The organism is Vibrio kanaloae (assembly GCF_024347535.1).
Lineage (GTDB): Bacteria > Pseudomonadota > Gammaproteobacteria > Enterobacterales > Vibrionaceae > Vibrio > Vibrio kanaloae.
Window position 1 is genome coordinate 2473836 of record NZ_AP025497.1, and the last position, 19040, is coordinate 2492875.

Below are 19040 nucleotides of genomic sequence, written 5' to 3' on the forward strand. Positions count from 1 at the left end.
ATGCTCCCAAATATTGCTTATTTTTCGTGATTACTTAATGAAACGATTAACGCTTCTTTTTGTAATCCGCAACAGCTGCTTTGATTGCGTCTTCAGCAAGAATTGAACAGTGAACTTTCACTGGTGGTAGCTCTAGCTCTTCTGCAATTTCAGAGTTTTTGATAGCCGCTGCTTCATCAACACTTTTACCTTTAACCCACTCAGTTACTAGTGAGCTAGAAGCGATTGCGCTACCGCAACCGTAAGTTTTGAATTTTGCGTCTTCAATAATACCTTCTGCAGATACTTTGATTTGCAGTTTCATTACGTCACCACAAGCTGGTGCGCCAACCATGCCGCTACCAATACTTGGGTCTTCTTTATCAAACGAACCTACGTTACGTGGGTTTTCGTAGTGATCAATTACTTTTTCGCTATATGCCATGATAGTTACCTCGAATCCTCTAGTTCCGTGAGATTAGTGATGAGCCCACTCAACAGTGTTCAAATCAATCCCTTCTTTATACATATCCCATAGAGGAGACATGTCGCGTAATTTGTTTACCGCTACACGAATTTGTGCAATCGCGTAGTCGATTTCTTCTTCCGTAGTAAAACGGCCGAATGAGAAACGTACAGAACTGTGTGCTAGTTCGTCGTTTAGACCAAGAGCACGTAGAACGTATGAAGGTTCTAAGCTTGCTGATGTACACGCTGAACCTGATGATACCGCTAGGTCTTTTAGAGACATCAGCAGAGACTCACCTTCAACGAAAGCAAAGCTCACGTTTAGGTTGTGTGGTACACGTTGGTCTAGATCACCGTTTACCGTTACCGCTTCTAGATCTTGAACCCCTTTCAATAGGCGCTCACGAAGTACTAATGCGTGATCGTAATCTTTCTGCATGTCTTGCTTAGCAACAGCACAAGCTTCGCCCATACCCACTATTTGGTGAGTAGCAAGCGTACCTGAACGGAAACCACGCTCATGACCGCCGCCGTGCATTTGCGCTTCAAGACGAATACGTGGCTTACGACGAACGTAAAGTGCACCGATACCTTTAGGGCCATACATTTTGTGAGCAGAAAGTGAGATTAAGTCAACTTTCATCTCTTGTACGTCTAGTGGGATTTTACCCGCAGACTGAGCCGCATCAACGTGGAAGACGATCTTACGTGAGCGACATAGTTCGCCGATTGCAGAAATATCTTGGATGACACCAATCTCGTTATTTACATGCATGATAGAAACTAAAACAGTATCTTCGCGCATTGCAGCTTGTAGCTTGTCTAGATCGATGATGCCGTTTGCTTCAGGTTCAAGGTAAGTTACCTCAAAACCTTCACGTTCTAGTTGGCGACATGGATCAAGAACCGCTTTGTGTTCTGTTTTGCACGTGATTACGTGCTTACCTTTCTTCTCGTAAAAGTGCGCAGCACCTTTGATAGCAAGGTTATCTGACTCTGTAGCACCCGATGTGAAAACAATCTCACGTGGATCTGCATTCAGTAAATCGGCAATTTGCTCACGAGCATTATCTACTGATTCTTCTGCCTGCCAGCCGTAACGGTGTGAACGAGATGCAGGGTTACCGAAGTTACCGTCAATCGTCATACACTGAACCATTTTTTCAGCAACACGTGGATCGACTGGGCATGTAGCTGAATAGTCAAAATAAATAGGCAGTTTCATTTTCTACTCCAATGTAAAAACTGACCGCTAAGAGCGGGCATTGACACCGTGAGGTGCTGCACTAATCGTTGTAGTGCTCGTATTCTTATGTGCAAAACCATTATTAACCGCAAGATCGATATCTTGACGGTCAGAAGTTTCTAAAACTTCGTTATCTTTCATTAGCTCACCGAGCGTAATGTCATTTAAGAAGCTACTGATTCGGGAGCTTAAATCACGCCATAGGGTATGAGTTAAACAACGACTACCACCTTGGCAATCTGCTCGACCGTGACATTTAGTTGCATCAACGGATTCGTCCACTGCGGCAATCACAGTTCCGACAGCGATGTCGCTTGCTTCAGCACCTAAACGGTAACCGCCGCCAGGACCACGAACACTAGCAACTAAACCAGCTTTACGTAACTTAGAAAACAGTTGTTCTAAGTAAGATAACGATATGCCTTGTCGCTCTGAAATATCAGCCAGAGGAACCGGGCTTTTTTGCGAATGCAGTGCTACATCTAGCATAGCTGTTACCGCATATCTTCCTTTAGATGTAAGTTTCATATCACACCGTATCCACATTGTTTATGTGGTTGGAATTTTCCCATACTTGACTAAATTGGTCAAGTATTTAACTGACTAAATTGGTCAAGTATTCATCCTTAAATATTATGTGGGATTTATTTGTCGCTTTTACTCTTCTCTATTGAAGTCAAAATACCACGTAGAGTGTTGATTTCTTGCAATTCTGGTCGTGCTCGGCTGAACATACGACGTAGCTTATTCATCACCTGACCAGGCTTATCCTTAGAGATAAATTGGGTCTCAATGATCACTTTTTCAAGGTGCTCGTAGAACATTTCTAGCTCTTCGTGACGAGGGTATTCATCTTGTTGTTGTGGCTGATATTGGCTAGCCACCATATCAAGGTGTGCAACACGAACTTCGTAGCTCAGAGTCTGTACCGCCATCGCTAGGTTTAATGAGCTGTACTCTGGGTTAGCAGGGATACATACGTGATAGTGACATTTCTGCAATTCATCATTCGTTAAGCCTGTACGTTCACGACCGAACACTAATGCGACTGGATGTTTTTGACCTTCAACTGCAAACTTTTCGCCACACTCGCGAGGCTCAAGCATTGGCCACTCAAGCGTACGAGAACGAGCACTTGAGCCTACAACCAAACCACAGTCTTTTACTGCTTCTTCTAGAGTAGAAACAATGGCCGCGTTTTCTGCGATGTCACCAGCACCAGCAGCCAGTGCTAAGGTCTGCTCGTCAACTTCACATTGAGGGTCTACAAGAACTAATTGACTCAACCCCATCACTTTCATTGCGCGAGCTGCTGAGCCGATATTTCCCGAATGAGACGTACCGACCAGAACGACTTTTACATTGTCTAACATGCTATATGACACCACTTTAAAATTAATCGCGAGATATTAACACATAGCAAAGTAAAATGATCAGGCCCTTCGCGGAATGTGAATTCAAGAGTTCAAAAAACAACCACTTCCTTTTTACGGAAACTTTGGTATACTCGCCGCCGCTTTAAATTGTTCTTTAACATCTTGTGGGAAAAACCATATGCATCCAATGCTAAACATTGCGATACGCGCTGCGCGTAAAGCTGGCAACCATATTGCAAAATCTCTAGAAACAACAGATAAGATCGAAACGTCTTTGAAAGGTAACAACGATTACGTTACTAACATTGCTGAAGAAGCTGAGTACATGATCATTGAGACAATCAAAGCATCTTACCCAGAGCACAGCATTATTTCTGAAGAGAAAGGCCTAACTGAAGGTAAAGACTCGGACGTACAATGGATCGTTGACCCACTAGATGGCACCAACAACTTTGTAAAAGGTTTCCCTCATTTCTCTGTATCTATCGCAGTTCGCATGAACGGCCGTACAGAAGTTGCTTGTGTTTATGACCCAATGCTAAATGAGCTATTCACCGCTCAACGTGGCGCTGGCGCACAGCTTAACAACGCTCGTATGCGTGTTACTCAACTAAAAGACCTTCAAGGTACTGTTCTAGCGACTGGTTTCCCATTCAAGCAAAAACAACACTCTGAATCTTTCATGAAGATCATCTCTGGTCTATTCATCGACTGTGCTGATTTCCGTCGTACAGGTTCTCCTGCTCTTGACCTATGTTACCTAGCAGCTGGCCGTGTTGATGGTTACCTAGAACTAGGCCTTAAGCCATGGGATCTAGCTGCTGGCGATCTAATCGCTCGTGAAGCTGGTGCTATCATGACTGACTTTGCTGGCGGTACTGATTACATGACTTCTGGTAACGTTGTTGCTTCAAGCGCACGTGGTGTTAAGTCTATTCTTAAGCACGTTCGTGAGAACGCTAACGAAGGTATGCTGAAGTAATTCAGACCTTACGTTAACGCTCCCTGTTTCAAGGACACATAGAAATTCCAAAGCCTCGCTACTGCGAGGCTTTTTTGTACCTGCGATTCAAAGATACGAGATATGAGATATGAGATATGAGATATGAGATATGAGATATGAGATATGAGATATGAGATATGAGATATGAGCAGGATGGCTCTTAGTTACATTAAGTACAACTCACTTCGCCGATAAATTGCATTGATCTTCCCCACAAAATGCAGACGTAAAAAAAACCGCTAGTTGCCTAGCGGTTTTTTTGGTTTACCGAAACTTGTTAAGCCAAGGCCTAAGGCATTTCTTCAAACTCTTCACCTTCTTTTTCCACTTGTGGTGGCATTAGGTGCTCACGTGTAATACCCAACTTCATAGCCAGTGCTGATGCAACGTAGATAGAAGAGTAAGTACCAACCGTAATACCTAACAGAAGTGCGGTTGCGAAGCCGTGAATCATAGCACCGCCCTGTACAAACAGTGCGATAACTACGAATAGCGTTGTACCAGAAGTGATCAATGTACGGCTCAATGTTTGTGTGATTGAGTTGTTCAGTACTTCAGGCGCTTCACCTTTACGCATCTTACGGAAGTTCTCACGAATACGGTCGAATACAACGATGGTATCGTTGAGGGAGTAACCGACTACCGTTAGCAAGGCTGCTACGATGGTTAGATCCACCTCAATTTGCATTAGAGAGAACACACCAAGTGTGATGATAACATCGTGCGCAAGTGCTAATACCGCACCCGCTGCCAAACGCCATTCAAATCGCACTGATACGTAGATCAATATACAGATAAGAGAAACGATGATAGCAAGGCCACCAGCTTCTGTTAGTTCATCACCCACGTTAGGGCCTACGAACTCGATACGGCGCATTTCAACTTGCTCACCAGTACCGTCTTTAATTGCAGCCAGAATCTGGTTACCAAGCGTTTCGCCTGCAACACCGTCACGCGGGCGTAAGCGAACCATAACCTCACGTGCCGACCCAAAGTTCTGTACCGTTGCATCTCCGAAGCCTTCAGCCTCTAGTGAGCTACGGATATCGGGTAGGTTTGCAGGTTGCTCAAAACCGACTTCAATCAGAGTACCGCCTGTAAAATCTAATCCCCAGTTCAACGATTTCGTTGTTAAGGTAAAGATGGCAGTACCAATCATCAAGATAGAAAATACAAAGGCAAATTTTGACCAACGCATAAAGTCGATCATTTTTTCTGCTTTTAGAATCTGAAACATATTAATTCCTAGCCTTAGATCGACAGTTTCTTAACGCGTTTACCGCCATACATCAGGTTCACGATGCAACGTGTTCCGACAATAGCTGTAAACATTGAAGTCAAGATACCAATTGATAACGTTACCGCGAAACCTTTAATCGCACCGGTACCGACAGCAAATAGAATGATTGCTGTTAGTAGTGTCGTGATATTGGCATCGGCGATAGTGCTAAATGCGTTCGCGTAACCTTGGTGAATCGCTTGTTGTGGACTGCGTCCATCTCGAAGCTCTTCACGTATACGCTCAAAGATCAGAACGTTGGCATCAACCGCCATACCGACCGTCAATACGATACCAGCAATACCTGGCAGGGTCATAGTCGCCCCCGGAATCATCGACATTACACCGATAATCAACACCAAGTTAGCCATTAGCGCAATGTTCGCAATCAGACCAAAACTACGGTAGTAAAGCAGCGTAAATAGCATAACTGCAGCCATACCCCAAACCATCGCCATGATACCCATATCGATGTTTTGTTGACCCATAGATGGACCAATCGTACGTTCTTCTACAATCGAGATAGGCGCAATCAGAGCACCCGCACGCAATAGAAGTGCCAAGTTATGAGCTTCAGCCGTTGAGTCGATACCAGTAATACGGAAGTTACGACCAAGCGCTGATTGAATTGTCGCTTGGTTAATCACCTCTTCGTGCTTACTTAAGATAACTCGACCTTCAGGTGTTTTACGACCACTGTCTTTGTACTCAGCAAACACGGTAGCCATTAGCTTGCCGATGTTCTTTTTAGAGAAAGCCGACATCTTGCTACCACCTTCGCTGTCTAACGAGATGTTAACTTGTGGACGACCATACTCATCAACACTAGAGCTTGCATCAGTAATACTTGAACCGCCTAAGATAACGCGCTTCTCAAGTACCACAGGACGACCATCACGATCTTGCTTGATTTCACTACCCGCAGGAGCACGACCAGAAGCGGCTGCAGCTAAATCTGCACTGCTATCGACTTCACGGAATTCAAGAGTCGCGGTTGCGCCTAAAATTTCTTTAGCGCGAGCCGTGTCTTGAACACCTGGCAATTCCACTACGATACGGCTAGCACCTTGACGTTGAACCAAAGGCTCAGCTACACCAAGTTCGTTAACACGGTTACGTAGAATGGTAATGTTTTGCTCTACCGCGTAGTTGCGGATTTCTTGAAGGCGAGTTTCAGTGAAGTTAGCCACCAAAGAGAAACGACCGTTAGATGCAGAATCTACGAACGTCATATCTTGGTGTTGAGATTGCAGTAACGATTTCGCTTCAGCAAGCTGCTCTTCGTTACGCAGAAGCACTTCAACGGCATCTTTACCCGATGGGCGAATTGCACGGTAACGAATTTTTTCTTCACGAAGTTCGCTGCGGAACGCTTCTTCTTGTTGGCCAACGAGCTTTTCCATTGCAGCGTCCATATCCACTTCCATTAAGAAGTGAACACCACCACGTAGGTCAAGACCCAGTTTCATTGGTGCAGCACCAATAGATTCAAGCCAATCAGGAGTTGAAGCTGCTAAGTTTAAAGCAACGATAACGTCATCGCCTAGTGCCTCTGTGATGATATCACGGGCGCTAATTTGCGTATCTGTATCGTTAAAGCGAACAAGAATGGAACCGTTTTCTAAAGCAACGGATTTAGTAGAAAGGCTCTCTGCTTCAAGAGCATTGGTGACAACATCCAGCGTAGACAGATCTACAGAGGCGCCACGCGCCCCTGTAACTTGAACTGCCGGATCTTCACCGTATATATTTGGAAGTGCGTATAGCGCAGTGATAGCAATGGCAAACACCACCATCAAATACTTCCATAACGGATAACGGTTTAGCACAGCGAGGATCCTCTAGCTGTTTATAGAGATTTCAGAGTACCTTTTGGTAGCACTGCTGTAACGAAGTCTTTTTTGATAACGACTTCGTTGTTTGCATTCAGTTCGATAGCAACGTAGTCGCTGTCTTCAGCAATCTTAGTGATCTTGCCAATTAAGCCGCCGCTTGTAAGAACTTCGTCGCCTTTGCCCATAGAAGACATAAGGTTCTTGTGCTCTTTAACACGCTTCGCTTGTGGACGGTAGATCATGAAGTAGAAGATCACAGCGAACATACCTAGCATGATAAGCATTTCGAAACCGCCGCCTGCTGGTGCACCTTCTGCTGCTGCGTGAGCTTGAGAAATAAACATTAAAAACATCCTCTATTATATTTTGGTAATTGTTTGTCTAATTGGGTTATATCCCTTTATTTTCAAGCCCCACCTCTTGGAAGAGAGATAGGGCTCGCAAAAAAAGAAATACTAAGATTCTTTGCCTAGTGGTGGCACTTCACGCCCCATTCTTGCGTAGAACTCTGCAACGAACTCTTCAAAGCGGTCTTCATCGATAGACTGACGAATGTCTGACATTACTCGTTGGTAGAAACGCAGGTTATGAATCGTGTTCAGTCGAGCACCTAGGATTTCGTTACAACGATCCAAATGGTGTAAGTACGACTTGCTGTAGTTCTTACAAGTGTAACAGTCACACTCTGAATCTAGTGGTGTTGTATCGGTTTTATGCTTCGCATTACGGATCTTGATCACACCTTCAGTCACAAATAGGTGGCCGTTACGTGCATTTCGCGTTGGCATTACGCAGTCAAACATGTCGATACCACGACGAACACCTTCAACCAAGTCTTCAGGTTTGCCTACGCCCATTAGGTAACGTGGCTTATCTTCCGGCAGTTGAGGACATGTGTGCTCAAGAATGCGGTGCATATCTTCTTTTGGTTCGCCTACTGCTAGGCCACCAACTGCGTAACCGTCAAAACCAATTTCAGTTAGGCCTTTAACAGATACATCACGAAGGTCTTCGTACACACCACCTTGAACGATGCCGAATAGTGAGTTCGGGTTTTCAAGCTTGTCGAAGTGGTTGCGTGAACGCTCAGCCCAACGAAGAGACATCTCCATTGAGTCTTTTGCTTCTTTGTGTGTCGCTGGGTAAGGCGTACACTCGTCAAAGATCATGACGATATCTGAACCTAAATCTTTTTGGATTTCCATCGACTTCTCAGCGTCCATGAAGATCTTGTCACCGTTGACAGGGTTACGGAAATGAACACCCTCTTCAGTGATTTTACGCATTGCACCTAGGCTGAATACTTGGAAGCCGCCTGAATCAGTCAGGATAGGACCGTGCCAGTTCATGAAATCGTGCAGGTCACCGTGCATTTTCATGATTTCTTGGCCAGGACGTAGCCATAGGTGGAATGTGTTACCTAATAGGATTTCAGCACCTGTGTCTTTTACTTCTTCAGGTGTCATACCTTTAACAGTACCGTAAGTACCTACAGGCATGAATGCTGGGGTTTCAACGGTACCGCGTTCAAACTGAAGTTGACCACGACGCGCGCCGCTATTAGTTTTTTTAAGTTCGTATTTTAATTTCACGAAGCCTCCAATATGCCAGAGAAACAATCTGACTGTTAATTCAGAACCTTAAGCCAAACAAAAGTTCAGTCCAGTGGGTTCTATGAGGAGCGGTCGCGTATTCCTTGCGAGAGATTAGACAGACACCCTGCCCGACTCCTAGCTTACTGCTAGCACCCGTAAATTTTTGTATCGCTTAAACCAGCTTAAATTAGCTCGTTTTCTTATTGATGAACATCGCATCGCCGTAGCTGAAGAAACGATATTCGCTCTTCACGGCGTGGTCGTATGCGCCCATCACATTGTCGTAACCAGCAAACGCACTCACCAACATAATCAGTGTTGATTCTGGTAGGTGGAAATTAGTAATCAAGCAATCCACCAACTGGTATTCGTAACCTGGGAAGATAAAGATTTCTGTGTCACCAAAGAAAGGAACTAACTCTGTGCCTTTATTACGTGCATCTTGCGCTGCACTTTCTAGTGAACGAACCGATGTTGTGCCAACCGCAATAATACGCCCGCCACGCGCTTTTGCAGCAGCTACGGCATCCACCACTTCTTGCGGCACTTCAACGTACTCAGCATGCATGTGGTGATCATTGATGTTGTCCACTTTTACGGGCTGGAATGTGCCAGCTCCAACGTGAAGCGTCACGTAAGCAAACTCAACACCCTTTTCTTTCATGCCAGCCATTAGCTTATCATCAAAGTGAAGACCTGCTGTTGGCGCTGCAACCGCACCCGGCTTTTCATTATAGACAGTCTGGTAGCGCTCTTTATCTGCATCTTCATCAGGACGATCGATGTAAGGAGGCAGTGGCATGTGACCAACATTGTTAAGAATCTCTAGAACGCTTTGATCGGATGTGAAATGGATTTCAAACAACGCATCATGACGCGCTACCATTTCAGCTTCATACTCATCGTTCTCACCAAGGAACAACTTAGTGCCCGGCTTCGGTGATTTAGAGCAACGAACATGCGCAAGAATGCTTTTCTCATCGAGCATACGCTCCACTAGCACTTCAAGCTTACCGCCTGAGGCCTTGCGACCGAATACACGAGCAGGAATCACGCGAGTGTTATTAAAAACAACAAGATCGCCTGGCTCAACCAAGTCTAAAACGTCTTTAAACGAACCATCAGCTAGGTTACCGCTGTTGCCATCTAATTTAAGCAGGCGGCTTGCTGTGCGCTCCTCTTGAGGGTAGCGAGCAATGAGTTCATCTGGTAGGTCAAAGTGAAAATCTGAAACTTGCATGTTTGTAGTCTTGTCTTAGTTGATGAGATTTGTGCTGTTGACGAATAATAAGTCATGGTTGCAGATCAATCGTTACGGTAAGTCAATCGTTACCAGAAACACATCACAAACACGACTAAAAATTTCGCAGTGGGCTAGTATAGGCACACGAGCCGCAATAGCAAGGTTTACAGCACTGGATTATTGTAAAGAGGCGTAAAATAATGCTACTGATTCACCACCTCAAACTAAAGAATTAGTTGCATAAAACTCACCCAAGAATGCGTCAGATCTCAGTTATTTTTTGGATAAAAAACTATAGTAATAGCAACAAATAAAAAAGAAGGAGGTTCGTATGATCAAGGTTGAAGATATGATGACTCGCAACCCTCATACCCTATTGCGCTCACACTCACTGGCCGATGCTAAGCACATGATGGAAGCGCTTGATATTCGCCATATTCCGGTCGTTGATTCCGACAGGCAACTACTTGGCGTCGTCACACAGCGAGACGTTCTAGCCGCTCAAGAATCCAGCCTACAAAACATCCCACAAGCTCAATCCTTTACTCTTGCCACTCCCCTCAACGACATCATGCACAAAAGTGTTATGTCGGTAGAGCCGCGTGCGGGTTTAAAAGAGTCAGCTATCTATATGCAGAAACACAAAGTGGGCTGCTTGCCTGTCGTAGAAAATTATGAATTAGTGGGTATTATTACAGACAGCGACTTCGTCACGATAGCGATCAACCTACTAGAACTACAAGAAGATGCGGAGCCAGAAGAAGCGGATGTAGAGTAATATAACAATAAGAAGAGCCTCATAAAGCTATGAGGCTCAATATTAGGTTACCTTAAAAGGATAAGCGGGCCAGTGCCTCCCCCACCACACGTCTCTGCATTGCGTGAGTAGTATCGGTGTTTAATTATTAGCTCGATATCATCCAAACCTTCAAGGTCCACTATCTCACCGTATCGGTCACCCAACTTCACGGACAACCTCCAACCAGAAGCCGCGACGCTTCTCTCTTTAAAGGCATACGTCGGGTTCAAAAACGCCGATTGACTCTCTTCGTCTGTCATGATGTTGGCCTTCATTTGCTGACGATAGCTATCTTTTGCGAAGAAGTTACCATTCGACACATCCCAGAAACGCGTTGAGTACGACACCAGTTCATCTTTAATGCCCGTCTCACCATCGGTTAACGAGCCCGGTGTACGGCTGCGCATGTAGTTGTTGCCACCGTATGGCCAAGACAAGCAAAGGTGATGACACCTTTACTCCAGAGGTTTATTATATTAAACAACACCTTGGCTCAACAGAACTGACCATGGACAATTCTGCTCAAGTCATTAATGCGTTCAATTACGAACCATTTGGTGATGTGGAAGCTCAGTTTGGTCAATCGGATAAAACGGTTTATCGTTTTACCGATAAAGAGCAAGACAAAGAATCTGGACTTGGTTATTTCTCGCAACGCTATATGAACCATAGCTACGGGCAATTCATCACCCCCGATCCTGTGTTTGCAAGAGAGCCCCGATTCACGGATCCGCAACGCTGGTCACCTTATGCCTATGGGCGAGGTAACCCGCTGAGGTATAGCGATCCTACGGGGGAGTTCATCGGTGACGTTATGAATGGGCGATACGATTTAGGTACTGTGGGTTACCATGAAGCGATATCAAACATGGAAAGTATTGCGGATCAAGCTCACGCTGATACATTGAGTGACATGAGGAGTGCTAGTAACACCATAAATGAGGTAGCTGCTACTGTTGTAATTGTCGGAATTGCTGCACCAGTCATTATAAGCTCAGCCCCGGTACTTGAAGTTGTGGCTGTTGTGACAGTTACAGCTGAGGTCATAGCAGCCTCTTCAGGAGCTGTTGAAACTTATATAGACGCCATTGATGGCGACGAGTTTGACGCCGTTGATGCTACGAATAATCTTCTGGGTGTAGGAGCGACCGCTACTACTCATGCAGTTAAAAATTCTGGAGAATTAACAGAGTTTGGTCATTGGACTACAGATGTCGTAAGCAATACTTTCAGTGTTTCATCATGGGGATCGCAACAAGCTGCAAAGCTTGATAATAATAACTCAAAAATCAATCAATCTACTGACGGTAAGAAAAACGGAAGTGATGGTGGGACCAATCATCGAAGTAGTGATCGTCCAGATAACGATGGAGAAAGTACCGGTGGGGCAAATAGTGGAGCTGAACAGTCATCAAACACTAAGCTAGACTAAAATGGCAAAATAGGCACACTTAAAATCAAAACATAGCCCTGCTGAACAGGGCTATGTTGTTTTTAATATAAATATAATTGAGGGATAGGATGAATAAAGAAGATACAATTAAAACGAATACTTGGTTTTTATTTTTTACTCTACTCCTTTGTTATTCAATTTTTTTTTGGCCTAAAGTCATGATAGGTAAAGGAGAAGTGTATTTTTTTTCAACAGCTTCATTCTCAATTACAACCTTTTTTTTTGTATTCCTTTCACCCTACTTTATCTACTTCAATTACAATTTTCTGACGGGGCATGTAAACAAAGACCTCTCACGTGAAGTATCCATTTTTATCTTAGTGCTAGCGATTCTCGCCCCCATTTATCCTAGTTTTGTGTATTACTCTGATCTTGACACTTTGAAAGCTCAACATAGTGAATACTATTGCGGTACAGAACTTAAAATAGGGCGCTCAATGCCGTTACTAGAAAGATTTTCATTTACAAAGGAATGTACAAAATAAAAACAATTTAAAAATAATAATTAATAAAAAAATGAATATTTATAGATAGCCACTCTTACAACAACTCAGAAACCACATCCGCTAACTGATGGAATGTTTCACGACGAGACGAGCTTGGTCGCCAAACTAGGCCAATATCGCGATAGGCCTGCTGACCAGGGGGATCAATAACCACTAGATTTTGGTTTTCCAATAAACCATGATCGATGGCCATCTGCGGAATAAAGGTGGTTCCTAAACCATTGGCCACCATTTGAACCAATGTATGTAGGCTTGTCGCGGTGAACGGGTTTATCTTCTCTTTGTCTGTTAACTTACAGGCCGACACTGCATGCTCTGTTAAACAGTGTTCATTCTCCAACAAGAAAACAGATTCGTCTGGCAGATCATCATATTTAATAGGAACACGAATCCCATCAGCTTGATTACGACTGATCACCATTCTAAAAGGATCTTGCCCAACCACTTTGCTCTCCATGTTGTCGATATCGACAGGCAGAGCCAGAATCAACACATCTAACTCACCATGACGCAGTGCCGCCAATAAGTTAGTCGTCGTGTCTTCACGTAACAGCAAGTTCAACTGTGGGAAGCGTTGATTAGCTTCTTGTACCAAATCGCATAATAGGAACGGGGCAATAGTAGGGATACACCCCAGCCGCAGCTGACCTTGCATCGTATCGCCATTGCACAAACTACCAAGCTCGACTAAGTCTTGCCCTTTCGCCAATAGCTCTCGACCATGCTTCACCGCCAGCTCACCCGCTTGAGTAAAAACTAATGGGCTCTTTTTATCTTTCTTCTCATAGAGAGGGCAACCAATCAGCTCCTCTAAATTTTGAATGCCTTTACTTAATGTAGATTGACTAACGAAACAGAGATCCGCTGCGTCGCTAAAGTGACGAGTTTCGTGAAGCGTAACCAGATAGTGAAGTTGCTTAAGACTTGGCCATTTATTCATGAAATTACTTTGTAATATGAGTAGGATAAATTAGATAAAGGTCATCAGACCTAAGGACTGGGCAAAGAATAAGCTCATCGTTTTTTTCGATTAACTTAATCTATTTAATTCGCTTTTTTCTATAGTACATATTGTACTATAGTTTGTCCCGTAGAAACGGAGCCCAAACAAAGATGTGTTGGGCCAACTAATTTTTTAGGAGATTCCAAATGGTACTAGTAGGTCGTCAAGCCCCTGACTTTACTGCAGCAGCTGTTCTAGGTAACGGTGAGATCGTTGATAACTTCAACTTCGCAGAATTCACTAAAGGTAAGAAAGCGGTAGTTTTCTTCTACCCACTAGACTTCACTTTCGTTTGTCCTTCAGAGCTAATCGCTTTCGACAACCGTCTAGAAGATTTCCAAGCTAAAGGCGTTGAAGTAATCGGTGTTTCTATCGATTCACAATTCTCTCACAACGCATGGCGTAACACTGCTATCGCTGACGGCGGTATCGGTCAAGTTAAATACCCTCTAGTTGCTGACGTTAAGCACGAAATCTGCAAAGCATACGATGTTGAGCACCCAGAAGCCGGTGTTGCTTTCCGTGGTTCTTTCCTAATCGATGGTGACGGTCTTGTACGTCACCAAGTAGTTAACGATCTTCCGCTAGGTCGTAACATCGACGAAATGCTACGCATGGTAGACGCACTAAACTTCCACGAGAAGAACGGTGAAGTTTGTCCTGCACAATGGGAAGAAGGTAAATCAGGTATGGACGCATCTCCAAAGGGTGTTGCAGCATTCCTATCTGAGCACGCTGACGACCTAAGCAAGTAATTACATTCTTAAGCCCGACTCAACACGGGTGAATGGTTGGATGACTCTCTATAAAGAGAAATAAAGCATAAGCTACAGCGCAAAGCGCACCGCCAATCAGTTAAGAAGTAAAGTCCTATTCAAAGCCCGAAGTTAACGCTTCGGGCTTTTTGCATCTATCGCTTCCATAATGATTTATTCCTTGCTCATATCCACTATGAATAGGGGTAACCGCAAAGCCAAACTTTACCTCTATTTTCCTCTATCTCTACCTATTCAGAATCACCTCTAGATTGCTATGATTTCCTCAGTCTCAATTTGAACGAGTAAAATGTAATGAACACCGAAATTGAAGTCTGTATCGATAACTTAGAGTCCCTATACAATGCCCTAGCAGGCGGAGCTAATCGTATTGAGCTTTGCTCTTCATTGGCTCTTGGCGGATTAACTCCAAGCTTCGGAATGATGAAGCAAGCGGCAATAATTTCGTCCGTTCCGGTCTACGCTATGATAAGACCTAGACAAGGCGACTTTATTTTCGATAACGACGATATGAACTGTATGCTTGAAGATATTGAAGCTTGTGCAAGTGCAGGGTTGGATGGGGTCGTACTTGGTGTGTTAGCGCCGAACGGAAGTATTGATATGCCAAAAATGCAACAACTGGCTGAAAAAGCGCACTCGTTAAAGCTTGGGATAACCTTCCATAGAGCCATCGATCAAAGCTCTGATTTCCAAGCAGCATTAGAGCAGATCATTTCACTTGGATGCGAAAGAGTCCTGACATCAGGACTTGCTGTTAATGCCGAGCAAGGCATCGATGTATTGGCAGCAATGGTCAAACAAGCCGACGGACGAATTGATATCATGGCAGGGGCTGGCGTTAACGCTGCGAATGCTAAAATGATTCAATGCGCCACCCAAGTACCTGCTCTTCACCTTTCAGGGAAATCCACAAGAGCTAGCCTAATGGAAAACGGATCGTCCGCTCAAATGGGGAGTGATGATATTGATGATTACCAGATTCCTGTCACTGATGCCAGTAAGGTATTTGATGTGAGGTTCGCTTTAACTATTAAAGAGTAATAACCATTAACATAAACCGAAGAGTACCAAATTACCGAGTCTCACTCATGACATATATTAGGTTCATTACGGTCACTGCCAACTGTTGGTTTAAGTCGTTTGGCAATCACCTTTCAAAGAGATGAGTTCAATTTATTTTAGTACGTCATCTAGGCTCTGTTCACCTAGATGGCGAACATCTTTGCCCTTAACAAAATAGATAATATATTCGCAAATATTTTGGCAACGGTCGCCCACTCGTTCAATAGCACGAGCTGACCACATAACCTGTAAGATAATAGGTATATTCTGCGGCTCTTCCATCATGTAAGTCATTAGCTGACGAATTACAGCTTCGTATTCAGCGTCTAGCTTATCATCAAGCTTATGTACTTCAGCCGCGGCATCAACATCCATACGTGCAAATGCATCCAATACCTGATGGAGCATAGTTATCGCTTGACGACAAAGAGGCTCTAAAGATACATGAAACTTCTGGTCTTTGGCCGAGGGGGCCTCTATCGCACCTTGCGCTATTTTAGAAGCTACATCACCAATTCTTTCCAAATCAGTAATCGTTTTGATGATCGCCATAATCAAACGAAGGTCTTTTGCGGTGGGCTGGCGCTTGGCAATAATACGCGTGCATGCCTCATCGATAGACACTTCCATCGCATTCACTTTATGATCGTCACGAATCACTTTCTTAGCCAGTTCAACGTCATCTCTGTGAAGCGCTTGCATTGCAAATGAAAGTTGCTGCTCCACTAGCCCACCCATGGTGAGTACGTGAGTACGGATCGACTCTAATTCGACGTTAAATTGCCCTGAAATGTGGCGACCGAAATGCATATCAGCTCCTTACAAAGAAATAAATCAAACCGTTTATATAGAGTGGTTTAGCTCTAGGTAGCATCGACTCAACAGTTAGCCGTACCTACCTGTAATGTAGTCTTCTGTTTGATTTTTCAATGGTGACGTAAATATTGAGTCCGTATCTGAGTACTCGATCAATTTCCCCATATGAATAAAGGCAGTATGGTCGCTAACACGAGCGGCCTGTTGCATATTATGAGTCACAATTACCACGGTATATTGTGTTTTTAGCTCGTTGATTAACTCTTCAATAGTCAAAGTAGAAATTGGGTCCAAGGCCGATGTTGGCTCATCTAACAAAAGTACTTCCGGTTCTATCGCAACCGCTCGAGCAATAACCAAGCGTTGCTGTTGGCCACCAGACAAACCGAAGGCATTCTCATGCAAACGATCTTTTACTTCATCCCATAATGCCGCTGCACGCAATGAACGCTCAACCGCATCATCAAGATCACGACTATTACTCAGACCTTGCAGCCTCAACCCATAAACCACATTCTCATAGATGGATTTAGGGAAAGGATTCGGGCGTTGAAATACCATGCCAACACGACGCCTTAAGGTTGCTACATCAACCTTAGGATGATAAACATTGTTTCCGTACAACTTCACTTTGCCGGAGACTTTACAGCCTTCAACAAGATCGTTCATTCGGTTAATACAGCGAAGCAGTGTCGACTTTCCACAACCCGAAGGACCAATAAACGCCGTCACCTGCCCTTTAGGTATTGTCATCGAGATATCATCAAGTGCCTGTGCTTCTTTATAGTATAGGTTCAGCCCTTCAATCGAGATGGCTGTTTGCTCTTCAGTTAGGTTGTGCACATCTAAAGGCGCTTGATAGCCCAAGGTTTCATTAATTGAGAACATCTTAATCTTGTCCTAAGGTTCGGTACTTTTCACGCAAGTTATTTCGAATATTAATCGCGGTCAGGTTCAACCCAACAATCACAGTAACCAACAAAAATGATGTCGCATAAACCAGTGGTCTTGCCGCTTCTATGTTTGAGGTTTGAAAACCCACATCATAAATGTGAAAGCCCAAATGCATAAATTTTCTGTCGAGGTGAACATACGGGAACTGCGCATCGACAGGTAAACTCGACGCTAATTTCACTACTCCCACTAGCATTAATGGCGCTACTTCTCCCGCAGCACGTGCTACAGCCAGAATAAGCCCGGTAATAATCGCAGGGCTCGCCATCGGTAAAACGATACGCCACAAGGTTTCAGATGGGGTTGCCCCCAAAGCTAAAGAACCATGCCTCACAGAACTCGGGATTCGCGTTAACCCTTCCTCGGCGGTCACAATCACGACAGGCAATGTTAACACAGCCAGAGTCAATGCCGACCACAACAAGCCTGGCGTACCAAATGTCGGCGCAGGTAAACGCTCCGCGTAGAACAACGAATCTATAGAACCACCAATGGTGTAAACAAAAAAGCCTAAACCAAATACACCATAAACGATGGATGGCACACCCGCTAAGTTAATAACCGCAATACGAATCAAACGAGTTAGCGCATTGTTTTTTGCGTATTCATTTAGATAAATCGCGGCAATGACACCAAGTGGCATAACGACAATCGACATGATCAGCACTAAAAGTACCGTACCGAAAATCGCAGGGAACACCCCCCCTTCAGAGTTGGACTCTCTAGGTTTTTCAGATAAGAATTTCCAGACCTGCTCACACCAATGCAGCACTTTCTCTGGGTAGGTCATCTGATTTGGGAACCAAAAGTCTAAGATCTCACTCAGCGGAATCTCAACGACTTTGCCCGTCATATCTTCAACAATCAGAGTATCAAGGTTGAGCTGCTGTCTTAAAGAGTCGAGTTGATATTCTCCCGAGGCGAGTTCACTCCTTAAAGCCAAACGTTTAGACTCCAGCTCTTGTCGCTCTGTATCTGACAGGTTGTCATTGAGCTCTCTTTTACGCTTTTCTAAACGTAATTGCTCTAACGCCCAACTTGTTGTGCGGACCGTTTGGTTAACGATCTTTTTAATTTCATCACGCAACGTGTCGGCGTGAGTTAAGCCTTCATCCAGTTCTTTCTCGATATCATCGGTTAGAACACCGTCAGCACTCCTAAAGCCAACCGGCTTTCCGAAGAAGTACCCACCGCGGCTACGCTCGATCACAGCCCACTCTTCTGGTGTGGTTGGTTCTTTAAGGTTCACCTCAAGAATAGATACGAAATCCGCAGGGTACAGTTCGCGGTTAGCAATTTTGATACTAAGACGTCGAACGACCCCTTTATCAATAATCTCTTGCGGCAACTTCTTATCTTGCACATTCGACAGTTGTTCAACCGGAATGTATTTACGATCATAGAGTTGACCGATTAAACGGTTCTTTGTCATCTCTTGATGCTGAAATGGCACATTTGCAAGGCTTTCTGTTTCATTCACTTGCCATTGGTACAGGGGCGCAGGCCAGAAATAGGTTAACCCTTTCCAGCCAATAAATAAGATCAGGCCAAGTACCGAAAGCATACTAATACTAACGGCACCACCAGTTAACCATATCCAAGGAGATCCCGATTTAATCCACTTAAACATGAAGAAGCTCTCTT

The 19040-nt window shown here is 44.2% G+C and carries 19 protein-coding genes; 5 read left to right on the forward strand and 14 right to left on the reverse strand.

Going from position 1 to position 19040, the window contains the following annotated elements; translation table 11 throughout:
• Positions 1-46: 46 nt before the first annotated feature.
• The 4 genes from iscU to trmJ form a co-directional block, all read right to left on the reverse strand.
• Positions 47-424 (reverse strand): Fe-S cluster assembly scaffold IscU, encoded by a 378-nt coding sequence (gene iscU / locus OCV24_RS11225; protein ID WP_017056185.1) that lies wholly within the window; start codon positions 422-424, stop codon positions 47-49.
• 33 nt (positions 425-457) lie between these two features.
• Entirely contained in the window at positions 458-1672 is a 1215-nt protein-coding gene (locus OCV24_RS11230; RefSeq protein ID WP_017056184.1) for an IscS subfamily cysteine desulfurase, read from the reverse strand.
• A 27-nt stretch (positions 1673-1699) separates the two neighbouring features.
• Positions 1700-2221, reverse strand: coding sequence for a Fe-S cluster assembly transcriptional regulator IscR (iscR, locus tag OCV24_RS11235; protein ID WP_029626962.1), 522 nt, complete (start codon positions 2219-2221; stop codon positions 1700-1702).
• A 116-nt stretch (positions 2222-2337) separates the two neighbouring features.
• On the reverse strand, positions 2338-3066 hold the full coding sequence (trmJ, locus tag OCV24_RS11240; protein WP_046223646.1) for a tRNA (cytosine(32)/uridine(32)-2'-O)-methyltransferase TrmJ: 729 nt from the start codon (positions 3064-3066) through the stop codon (positions 2338-2340).
• 181 nt (positions 3067-3247) lie between these two features.
• Here trmJ and suhB point away from each other — a divergent pair, with 181 nt between their 5' ends.
• Positions 3248-4051: an inositol-1-monophosphatase gene (gene suhB / locus OCV24_RS11245; protein WP_017056181.1), complete on the forward strand. Its 804-nt coding sequence runs from the start codon at positions 3248-3250 to the stop codon at positions 4049-4051.
• A 310-nt stretch (positions 4052-4361) separates the two neighbouring features.
• Here the strand turns inward: suhB and secF are convergent, their stop codons facing one another.
• The 5 genes from secF to queA form a co-directional block, all read right to left on the reverse strand.
• The gene (gene secF, locus OCV24_RS11250) at positions 4362-5309 is read right to left on the reverse strand and encodes a protein translocase subunit SecF (protein ID WP_017056180.1); all 948 of its coding nucleotides are present in this window, start codon (positions 5307-5309) and stop codon (positions 4362-4364) included.
• A 14-nt stretch (positions 5310-5323) separates the two neighbouring features.
• On the reverse strand, positions 5324-7180 hold the full coding sequence (secD, locus tag OCV24_RS11255) for a protein translocase subunit SecD (RefSeq protein ID WP_077680742.1): 1857 nt from the start codon (positions 7178-7180) through the stop codon (positions 5324-5326).
• A gap of 20 nt (positions 7181-7200) precedes the next feature.
• Positions 7201-7530, reverse strand: a complete 330-nt coding sequence (gene yajC, locus OCV24_RS11260) for a preprotein translocase subunit YajC (RefSeq protein WP_010440492.1) — start codon at positions 7528-7530, stop codon at positions 7201-7203.
• A gap of 111 nt (positions 7531-7641) precedes the next feature.
• Positions 7642-8778: a tRNA guanosine(34) transglycosylase Tgt gene (tgt, locus tag OCV24_RS11265; protein WP_017056177.1), complete on the reverse strand. Its 1137-nt coding sequence runs from the start codon at positions 8776-8778 to the stop codon at positions 7642-7644.
• A gap of 190 nt (positions 8779-8968) precedes the next feature.
• Positions 8969-10021: a tRNA preQ1(34) S-adenosylmethionine ribosyltransferase-isomerase QueA gene (queA, locus tag OCV24_RS11270; RefSeq protein WP_017056176.1), complete on the reverse strand. Its 1053-nt coding sequence runs from the start codon at positions 10019-10021 to the stop codon at positions 8969-8971.
• Between the two features lie 334 nt (positions 10022-10355).
• On the opposite strand from queA, the gene OCV24_RS11275 reads away from it, so the two are divergent.
• A complete protein-coding gene (locus tag OCV24_RS11275) occupies positions 10356-10802 on the forward strand; it encodes a CBS domain-containing protein (RefSeq protein WP_150879199.1) in 447 nt (148 codons plus the stop codon).
• A 47-nt stretch (positions 10803-10849) separates the two neighbouring features.
• On the opposite strand, the gene OCV24_RS11280 is transcribed toward OCV24_RS11275, so the two are convergent.
• Positions 10850-11260 carry a hypothetical protein gene (locus OCV24_RS11280; protein ID WP_244291740.1) on the reverse strand — a complete coding sequence of 137 codons (411 nt, stop codon included), beginning with the start codon at positions 11258-11260 and terminating at the stop codon, positions 10850-10852.
• Between OCV24_RS11280 and OCV24_RS11285 the strand changes: the two genes are divergently transcribed.
• Entirely contained in the window at positions 11248-12255 is a 1008-nt protein-coding gene (locus tag OCV24_RS11285; protein WP_244291741.1) for an RHS repeat-associated core domain-containing protein, read from the forward strand. The two genes, OCV24_RS11280 and OCV24_RS11285, sit on opposite strands and share 13 nt — an antisense overlap.
• 561 nt (positions 12256-12816) lie before the next feature.
• Here OCV24_RS11285 and OCV24_RS11290 read toward each other — a convergent pair.
• Positions 12817-13722, reverse strand: coding sequence for a hydrogen peroxide-inducible genes activator (locus OCV24_RS11290; RefSeq protein WP_150879200.1), 906 nt, complete (start codon positions 13720-13722; stop codon positions 12817-12819).
• A gap of 209 nt (positions 13723-13931) precedes the next feature.
• On the opposite strand from OCV24_RS11290, the gene OCV24_RS11295 reads away from it, so the two are divergent.
• Both OCV24_RS11295 and OCV24_RS11300 read left to right on the forward strand, forming a co-directional pair.
• A complete protein-coding gene (locus OCV24_RS11295) occupies positions 13932-14540 on the forward strand; it encodes a peroxiredoxin C (RefSeq protein WP_136997959.1) in 609 nt (202 codons plus the stop codon).
• A gap of 315 nt (positions 14541-14855) precedes the next feature.
• Entirely contained in the window at positions 14856-15605 is a 750-nt protein-coding gene (locus OCV24_RS11300) for a copper homeostasis protein CutC (protein ID WP_102507763.1), read from the forward strand.
• A 132-nt stretch (positions 15606-15737) separates the two neighbouring features.
• On the opposite strand, the gene phoU is transcribed toward OCV24_RS11300, so the two are convergent.
• The 3 genes from phoU to pstA all read right to left on the reverse strand — a co-directional run bounded on the left by phoU (position 15738) and on the right by pstA (position 19026).
• The gene (phoU, locus tag OCV24_RS11305; protein ID WP_017056171.1) at positions 15738-16436 is read right to left on the reverse strand and encodes a phosphate signaling complex protein PhoU; all 699 of its coding nucleotides are present in this window, start codon (positions 16434-16436) and stop codon (positions 15738-15740) included.
• A 75-nt stretch (positions 16437-16511) separates the two neighbouring features.
• Positions 16512-17330: a phosphate ABC transporter ATP-binding protein PstB gene (pstB, locus tag OCV24_RS11310; protein WP_017056170.1), complete on the reverse strand. Its 819-nt coding sequence runs from the start codon at positions 17328-17330 to the stop codon at positions 16512-16514.
• Between the two features lies 1 nt (position 17331).
• Positions 17332-19026 carry a phosphate ABC transporter permease PstA gene (gene pstA, locus OCV24_RS11315; RefSeq protein WP_017056169.1) on the reverse strand — a complete coding sequence of 565 codons (1695 nt, stop codon included), beginning with the start codon at positions 19024-19026 and terminating at the stop codon, positions 17332-17334.
• Between the last annotated feature and the right edge of the window lie 14 nt (positions 19027-19040).